The 7,944-nt window shown below is 66.8% G+C and carries 10 protein-coding genes; 4 read left to right on the plus strand and 6 right to left on the minus strand.

What is annotated here, in order from left to right; genetic code table 11:
* On the plus strand, positions 1-607 hold a 607-nt coding region (locus tag ACWELQ_RS30935; RefSeq protein WP_452400563.1), incomplete at its 5' end, for a hypothetical protein.
* Positions 608-649: 42 nt separating this feature from the next.
* Positions 650-1,363, plus strand: a complete 714-nt coding sequence (locus tag ACWELQ_RS30940; RefSeq protein WP_452400564.1) for a hypothetical protein — start codon at positions 650-652, stop codon at positions 1,361-1,363.
* A gap of 6 nt (positions 1,364-1,369) precedes the next feature.
* Here ACWELQ_RS30940 and ACWELQ_RS30945 read toward each other — a convergent pair whose 3' ends face one another.
* Entirely contained in the window at positions 1,370-2,212 is an 843-nt protein-coding gene (locus ACWELQ_RS30945) for an MHYT domain-containing protein (RefSeq protein WP_452400565.1), read from the minus strand.
* A 430-nt stretch (positions 2,213-2,642) separates the two neighbouring features.
* On the opposite strand from ACWELQ_RS30945, the gene ACWELQ_RS30950 reads away from it, so the two are divergent.
* Positions 2,643-3,092 (plus strand): MmpS family transport accessory protein, encoded by a 450-nt coding sequence (locus ACWELQ_RS30950; RefSeq protein ID WP_452400566.1) that lies wholly within the window; start codon positions 2,643-2,645, stop codon positions 3,090-3,092.
* Between the two features lie 73 nt (positions 3,093-3,165).
* Here the strand turns inward: ACWELQ_RS30950 and pdxS are convergent, their stop codons facing one another.
* Complete coding sequence (pdxS, locus tag ACWELQ_RS30955; RefSeq protein WP_452400567.1) at positions 3,166-4,068, minus strand: pyridoxal 5'-phosphate synthase lyase subunit PdxS; 903 nt, start codon at positions 4,066-4,068, stop codon at positions 3,166-3,168.
* A 412-nt stretch (positions 4,069-4,480) separates the two neighbouring features.
* On the opposite strand from pdxS, the gene ACWELQ_RS30960 reads away from it, so the two are divergent.
* A complete protein-coding gene (locus ACWELQ_RS30960; protein WP_452400568.1) occupies positions 4,481-5,758 on the plus strand; it encodes a hypothetical protein in 1,278 nt (425 codons plus the stop codon).
* Between the two features lie 21 nt (positions 5,759-5,779).
* Here the strand turns inward: ACWELQ_RS30960 and ACWELQ_RS30965 are convergent, their stop codons facing one another.
* The 4 genes from ACWELQ_RS30965 to ACWELQ_RS30980 form a co-directional block, all read right to left on the minus strand.
* Positions 5,780-6,448 carry a hypothetical protein gene (locus ACWELQ_RS30965; protein ID WP_452400569.1) on the minus strand — a complete coding sequence of 223 codons (669 nt, stop codon included), beginning with the start codon at positions 6,446-6,448 and terminating at the stop codon, positions 5,780-5,782.
* Positions 6,449-6,565: 117 nt separating this feature from the next.
* Positions 6,566-6,931, minus strand: a complete 366-nt coding sequence (locus ACWELQ_RS30970) for a type II toxin-antitoxin system PemK/MazF family toxin (protein WP_452400570.1) — start codon at positions 6,929-6,931, stop codon at positions 6,566-6,568.
* On the minus strand, positions 6,928-7,170 hold the full coding sequence (locus ACWELQ_RS30975; protein WP_452400571.1) for a hypothetical protein: 243 nt from the start codon (positions 7,168-7,170) through the stop codon (positions 6,928-6,930). The genes ACWELQ_RS30970 and ACWELQ_RS30975 overlap by 4 nt, the downstream gene beginning before the upstream one ends.
* Before the next feature lie 80 nt (positions 7,171-7,250).
* Positions 7,251-7,944 (minus strand): hypothetical protein (locus ACWELQ_RS30980; RefSeq protein ID WP_452400572.1); only part of this gene is annotated, 694 nt, incomplete at its 5' end.

The following is a 7,944-nucleotide window of genomic DNA, read 5'->3' on the forward strand; positions in this document are numbered from 1 at the left end:
GCCCGCTTTCACCGCCCTCACCCCCGACGCCCTGCTCGATCTGATCGCCGAACGGGCCATGGGGACGGCGGGATACGCGGTGATCGCCGTCGACGGCGCGGACGCGGCCGACCCGCTCACCGTCGCCCGCGGCGTCGCCGATCGGCTGCGCGCCCGCGGGCGGGCCGCCGAGACGGTATCCCTGCACGATTTCGTGCGGCCCGCCTCGGTGCGGCTGGAATACGATCGCGACAGCGAATTCACCTACCGCACCGGCTGGTTCGACTACCCGGCCGTGAATCGCGAAGTCCTGAAACCACTTCGCGACAGCGGACGATTCCTGCCCGCACTGTGGGATGCCCGCGCCGACCGCTCCGCGCGAGCCCGGGTGCGGCAGGCCCTGCCCGACACCGTCCTGTTCCTGGCGGGTCCCATGCTCCTCGGGCGCGGCCTGGACTTCGACCTGACCATCGCCCTGCGCATGTCGGAGGGCGCCCTGCGGCGTCGCACCGATCCCGCCGACATGTTCACCGTGGACGGCCTGCTCGAATATCAGCGCGAACAGGATCCCGACCCCGACCTGCTGGTCGCGTGGGATCACCCGGACCGGCCCGCACTGCGTATCTAAAGGGAATGCGGCGCTGCGCCGCAATGAAATACGGTCCGTGGCGTGTTTTTCATCGTGTTGTTTCTCGGGCCGGTCGTGTGCTGGGCGGTGACGGCCGAGACCGTTCGGGGGCGAGTGGTAGGGGTCGCGATACTCCTCGCCATGCAGGGGGTCCTGGTGCTGGTCGCGGTCGGCGTGATCGCCCGCGATATCCAGGTCACCGTGGCCGTAGTACTCCTCGTACTCATCGTGGTGGTGCTGCTGGCCGCGCCCGTGGTCGAGGCGAGGTTCGCGCGCGACGAGGACGAACCCGGGCGAATCGGCAAGGCGCGCATCATGATCGGCTACCTCCTGACCGGCGGATACTGCCTGATAGTCGGGCTCGTCCTGCTCATCACCCTCGCCTTCGTGCCGTTGGTCGGGCGACCGGCGCGGGTTCCGCCCGCCGACGCGATTCTGCCGCTGCCCGAGGGTCTTTCGCTGCGCGGCACCACCGACGAAGGCTGCTCGGACGGATCGACCAACGAATGCCTGCGCCGCTTCACCCTCGTCGGCACGGGCACACCGGAGGACGTCGGCACCCGCGTGCGCGAGCACCTGAAAGCGACCTACGGCTGCACCTTCCCCTTCTCGCCCTCCGCCGCCACCCACGACAACTCCTGGAGTGGCGACTGCGCCATGCACGGCTGGGGACTCGACAAATACCGGACCAGCTCACGGGTCTGGGTCGAACAGGATCACGTCATGGTGTCGCTGATCTACAAGGACGACTACTGACGGGATTCACCAGCGGCGATGGCGGGATTCGTAGCTGTCGGTGGGGTATTCGTCGTCGGTGTCGTCGGGCTCGGCGTGGCGGGCGGGCCAGAAGCGGCTGGCGTACTGGCCGCGGATGCGGCTGAGGTCGGGTTCGTCGATCTCGGTGATGCCGACCTGGAACAGCATGATCATGGTGGCCATGCTGACGGTGATGATCAGCGGCGCGAGCAGTTGCGCGGGTTGCGCGCCCGAGGGCGCGTGGATGTGGTCGGCCATGTGCGCCCGCATGGCGAACATGCCGGTGTAGTGCATGCCGCACACCGCGATTCCCATGATCAGAGCGGCGCTGACGGTGGCGATGATGCCGCTGACATGCAGGGCGAACCACAGCGCCGCGGTCGCGGCGACGACCGCGATCACCAACGACAGCAGCACGATCCACGGGTCGTATTGCACGGCCGCATCGGTTTTCATCGCGTACATGCCCGAGTAGTGCATGGCCCCGACGCCGAGCCCGGTGATGGTGCCGCCGGTGATCAACGCGAACGCCTCCCCGTGCTGATGCACCACGATGTAGAGCCCCAGCCACACCACCCCCATCGCGATCGCCGCACTGAACAGCGTGATCGGGATGTTGTAGCGAATAGTGCTGTCCTGCACCGAGAATCCGAGCATCGCGATGAAATGCATGACCCAGATCCCGGTCCCGCCCAGCGCGATCGCACCGGTCACGATCCACCCCTTGTGCCCCCGCTGATTGCGCGCCCGCACCATGCACCGCAAGGCCAGCAACGACCCGGTGACGGACATGATGTAGGCCAGAACGGGGGTCAGCCACCCATAGGTGAATTGGTCGATTGCCAGCATGCGGGCTCCTTGCCGGACGAGCGAAATATGACTGTTCACCGGTGACTGAGCCGAACAGTAACGAGATAACACCAGGCAGTAAATTTGCCGAAGCGCGCTCCGAGAAAATTAGCTGAGTTTGCTGGGCGGTATGCACGCAGGTAGCCGACGGTATGGCGACACACCGGCGCGCCCGCACGTCACGTATGCCGCACTTGACATCTAGCGTCCACCCCGCAAACCCACTAGGGCCGAAGGTCACTCGTGCACAAGGGATTCGGGTTCACAGCTGTCGACCGATACGACGACCTATTCAGGATGTGAACGAACGCGGACCGCACCTCGATTCCACTGATAGTTTCCGCTCCGGTCATCACCGAAGAAAGGTTCGAGGGGTTTCATGACTTACCAAGGCGTTCCGGCACCAGGCTATCCAGGGCAGGGGTATCCGATGCAGCCGCCGCCACCGAAGAAGCGCAAGATCTGGCCGTGGATCGTGGGTGCGCTGCTCATCTTCATCGTGCTGCCGTTCGCGGCCTGCACGGCCCTGGTCGGCACCGCCGCCCACGAGGTCGACAAGGAGTCCAAGCGCACGGTCGACATCACCTACGAGGTGACCGGCACCGGCGAGGGCACCTACGCCAAGCCGTCGGTCACCTACAGCACCGGTGACACCGGCTCGGGCAACACCAGTTCGGCGCAGCTGCCGTGGAGCAAGAACGTCACGCTGACGGGTCTGCTCAAGTTCGCCAACCTCACCGCCACCGCCGCCGACGACGACGCGGCGACCATCACCTGCCGAATCAAGCAGGGCGACAAGGTCTTGGCGGAGAACACGGCCACCGGCTCGCTGGCGTTCGTGACCTGCAACGCCGATCTCAGCAATATCACCGGGAAGTAGCCCGGAACGCGAAACCGCCGGTGCTCCCGAGGGAGCACCGGCGGTTTTCCGTATTCGCTTGTCGCGCTACCGCTTACCAGCCGCGCTCGGCGAGGCGGTGGGGCTGCGGGATCTCTTCGACGTTGATGCCGACCATGGCCTCGCCCAGGCCGCGCGACACCTTCGCCAGCACGTCCGGGTCGTCGTGGAAGGTGGTGGCCTTGACGATGGCGGCGGCGCGCTCGGCCGGGTTGCCGGACTTGAAGATGCCGGAGCCGACGAAGACGCCCTCGGCGCCGAGCTGCATCATCATGGCGGCGTCGGCCGGGGTGGCGATGCCACCGGCGGTGAACATCACGACCGGCAGCTTGCCGGTCTCGGCGACCTCGGCGACCAGCTCGTAGGGGGCCTGCAGCTCCTTGGCCGCGACGTACAGCTCGTCCTTGGACAGCGAGGTCAGGCGGCGGATCTCGGCGCGGATGGTGCGCATGTGGGTGGTGGCGTTGGAGACGTCGCCGGTGCCGGCCTCACCCTTGGAGCGAATCATGGCCGCGCCCTCGGTGATCCGGCGCAGCGCCTCGCCCAGGTTGGTGGCGCCACACACGAACGGGACGGTGAAGGCGAACTTGTCGATGTGGTTGGCGTAGTCGGCCGGGGTCAGCACCTCGGACTCGTCGATGTAGTCGACACCGAGCGACTGCAGGATCTGCGCCTCGACGAAGTGGCCGATGCGGGCCTTGGCCATGACCGGGATCGACACGGCGTTGATGATGCCGTCGATCATGTCCGGATCCGACATGCGGGACACGCCGCCCTGGGCGCGAATGTCGGCGGGCACCCGCTCGAGCGCCATGACGGCCACGGCACCCGCGTCCTCGGCGATCTTGGCCTGGTCCGGCGTGACGACATCCATGATCACACCGCCCTTCAGCATCTCGGCCATGCCGCGCTTGACGCGGGCGGTACCGATGGTGGGGGTGGTGTCGGGCGTGGTCACGGCAAACTCCTGGGTCATGTGGGCCAATCGGGACGCGTTTTGATCGCTCAGAATCGAACACGTCGATTCTAGGCTGCCCACGCAGGCCACTTCATAGCCAGTCCGACACGACTGGACTGCCTGGCCTGCCGCCGATGACGCCCGTCACACTCCAGGGGCTACCGGACCGCTATCTACAGCGGCCCCACCACGAAGATCTTGGCCCAGTATTCGGCCGCGGACGAACCCATCAGGGGTTCCAGGAAGTCATAGAGCAAATACGACACGCAGTACTTTCCTTCCACACACGGTCCGCCGCTTCCTTACCGCGGCAAACCTCCCGTGACCCTATCCGACACGGCCGCGGGAATCACCCCCTCGCGCCGCCAAAACCGTTTGCGGACACCGCTTTCCTCCCCCAGGATCGTTGCCGATGACTGAAACACTGCACCAAGTCCGTGCCCTGCTGGCCGACGATGACGTGCACGGTTCGCTGCTCGCGCTGCGTGCCGTCACCGATACCGCGCCGCTGGCGGAGGTCGCGGCGATCGCCCGGGAACTGGCCACCCACACCGGGTTCGAGGATCTGACCGAGATCGCGGGCGTGGTCGCCGAGGGTTCCGAGGACCCGGACACGTACCTGCGATTCGGCTATGAATGCATCGAACGCGGCCTCTCCTTCGCCGCGATTCCGGCGTTGCGGGCCGCCTTGCGCGAGGGCACCACGAAACCGGAACTGGCCCTGCGCGAATTGGTGACCGCGCTCGAGGATGAGTTCCGTCACCGGGACGCGGTGCTGGCGCTGCTCGAGCGCTGGGAGACGCTGCGGCCGTGGCCGGACCGGTATCTGCTGGTCTACAACACGATCATGGCTGGTGACTTCGAGCGGGCCGCGGTGGAATTCGCGCGGTTGCCGGTGCCGGAGGACGAGCGCTGGATCCCGGCCCGGGATCGGGTGCGGCGCATGCTGCGACGCGCGGATCCGGTCGCCGGGCTCGGCGGGCTCGGGCCGCAGGACCTGCGCGGCTGGCATTTCGCGCTGACCGGCGGATACCTGGCGACGGTGTCGCCGTGGGGATACGCGGCGGGCATGACCGGCCGCTGGGCCTACCTCGGCGACAACCCGGCACTGTGCCGCACCACCCTCGACCGCGCGGACCGGATCCTGCGCGCGGCCGGACACACTCCGCGCTCGGTGTCCTTGCTGCCCGGCCATTCCGATCGCATTCTCGGCCTGGCCGCCGCCGAACTGCTCGGTCTCCCGGCCGAGCCGTACACCCCAGGCCGCCCGGAAACGCTGGTGGTCGCCTACGACTTGAACGACCTCGAGCCGGAGCTCGCGGTCACGCTGCGCGACCGCGCACCGGGCCAGATCCTGTTCGAACACGCCACCTGCTGGACCAATCCGCCCGCCGTCACCGCCGACATCAGCGGCCTGCTGGTGCAAATGGTGGAGCCCGGGTGGGGCCCGCAGCGCCGCATGGTCGAGGGTGAGATGGTGCTCGATCCCGCCGATGCCCGACCGGAATCCGAGATCGCCGCCGACATCGTGCACGCCGATCCCACTCCCGATCCGGGTGACGGCGAGACCCCGCCCGATTCGGACGACGTCCTCACCGCATTCGTCACCGCCACCCGCGACCGCTGGCTGACCGGCACCAGCGATCGAGTGAATTCGCCCGGGCCCGTTCCGAGTTCACGGTTCCTCTGACCCGGTGCCGCGCTGGGCGGATCAGCCCAGCGTGTACCGGTACCGGCTGGTGGGGACGAGATCCAGGTTGAGGTGCGCACCGAAGCTGACGACGCTCTCCATCATCCGGGTGACGCGCCGCTGCAGCTCGGCGTCGTCGCCGCCGGTGTCGTAGAAGGCGTGCGCGCTGGTCATCGCGGCCATCGGGAAAAGCTCCTCGACCAGCGCGTCCACGCGATTGCCCGGCGTCACGGCTTCGGTCACCGTGCTCTGCACGTATCCGAAGGTGGCCTGCGTTTCGATGGCCACCGGCGTGTGCAGGTCATGCCACCGATGCAGCCACTCCTCCCGAGTCAACTCCTCCGGGATCCGCAGAATCGCGAAGTTGGCGAGCGCGTCCATCCGCACCCCGTCCGCGATCTCCGGCGGCACGATCGGCTCCCGCTCCTGAACGATCCACCCGTTCACGTCCGCGGCCACGGATCGCAATGCGGCAGTGACCGGTTCATGCTCCCCATCGGTCCACACACTCACGACGGCGTCCACCGGCGACTCATAGGTACTGTGCCGAACCTGCGCCTCCGCCACATCCTCATCGCGCACATTCACCTGCAACACGCGAACCCCCGCCGCCCCCAACTCATTCCGCAGCTCCTCTCCCCGAAGCCGCTCCCCCACACCCTCGCCCCACACCACATACATCAACTTCATGCCGTATTTCCTCGCCGCAGACCACCGTTGACCGCCCGACCATAGCCCCGCCCCCGAGATGAAACACCCGCTTTCACCACTAGATCCCACCCACCGGGCGAACCGCAGCGACTCCGCTCAGATTTCCTCGAGCGGTGGATAGCCACCGCTGGTGCATTCCATGATCGCGTCTCGCACGCGCTCGGCTACCGATGGATCGACGAACGCCAACCGCGTGACGAGCCACATCTTGGGAATCGGTCGAATCTTGTACGGCAAGACCTGAACCGCAACATCATCCACATGCCCGATATCGACAACCGTCGGGTAACTGGCTCGATAGCCGGTGACCAGCGGCACGGCCATCGCCACCTCGATAGCACCGCTGTTGATCGCGTCGTTGGACAAAATGAGGACTCGATCGGCACCGATGTGCGACGGCTTCGCGCGTCCTGCGATGCCCGGCAGGTACGCCCACACCTCGCCGCGACGAGGTCCGCTCACGGCGTAGCGATCGAACCATCGACAGCTGCGTACTCCGCTGCCAATTGTTCGAGGTAGGCAGGAGAGTTGTGGCCTTCTGCCTGTTCGATCGCGGCCGCGTGCTCGACCGCCCGCCTCATCCGGTCTTCGCGCAACATCCGCTCGAGTACCGCCGCGACACTGATCCCGTCCTGCCCGGCCACCGACCGCGCATGCTCGAGCAAGTCCTTCTCGAGCCGCAGAGATGTCGACACCTTCATAGCACCTCAACGTACCGCATTACCGGAATACACATCTGTAATACGGAGCCGCGTGGTGCTCGGATCGGTCCCGAATGAGATCAGTCCCAGCGGTCGAGCGTGTAAGGCGTGCGGATGGTGTCGGTGGTGACGTGGAAGGTGTGGTCGATAGGGCCTTTGGAGATGAGGAGGCCGCAGGCTTCGGCTTCGTCGCGGCCGGCGACGACTGCTTCGAGGGTGTGGGCCTCGAGGGTCTTGCGGATTTCGTGGAGGTCGCTGCGGAGGTAGGCGGGGAAGAAACCCGCGCCCTTGGTGTAGCCGGTGTCGGTTGTTCCGGCGAGGGTGAACATGACGCTCTGTTCGCGGGCGGTGCGGTCGTCGTCGACGTTCCAGGTGGCGGGGTGGGCGACGACGGCGGTGACGTCACGGAGTTCGCCGGGCCGCAGGCCCCACTGGGCGGGTTTCGAGCCGTCCACGTAGAGGTACCAGGTGACGGGGTTGCGGTGGGTTTCGTTGTCCCACTGGATGATCGGGGGCGCGTCGGGGTTGGCGGCGGTGACCATGGCCCCGTAGCTGGTGGAGCGGGCGGGGACCTCGTATTCGATGCGGTCGGCGTCGGGCAGCACCGTGCGGCGGAACTTCTCCCAGGTCATGACGATGGGCTTGATGCCGGAATCGCTGGTGCGACTGGACTTCTCGGCCGGAACCAGGTGGCCGAAAACGCCGCCCGAGGAGCGTTGCGGGCGGGGCCGCGGGGTCCACATCGGGCGGATGTCGGCGAGTTTGGCGAAGCGG

The sequence above is a fragment of the Nocardia sp. NPDC004722 genome (genome assembly GCF_053601505.1).

Coding starts and splice junctions, on each gene's coding strand:
- ACWELQ_RS30975 (WP_452400571.1), bottom strand. CDS start 7,170: ATGAAGGTGTCGACATCTCTGCGGCTCGAGAAGGACTTGCTCGAGCAT.
- ACWELQ_RS30960 (WP_452400568.1), top strand. CDS start 4,481: ATGACTGAAACACTGCACCAAGTCCGTGCCCTGCTGGCCGACGATGAC.
- ACWELQ_RS30965 (WP_452400569.1), bottom strand. CDS start 6,448: ATGAAGTTGATGTATGTGGTGTGGGGCGAGGGTGTGGGGGAGCGGCTT.
- ACWELQ_RS30945 (WP_452400565.1), bottom strand. CDS start 2,212: ATGCTGGCAATCGACCAATTCACCTATGGGTGGCTGACCCCCGTTCTG.
- ACWELQ_RS30950 (WP_452400566.1), top strand. CDS start 2,643: ATGCAGCCGCCGCCACCGAAGAAGCGCAAGATCTGGCCGTGGATCGTG.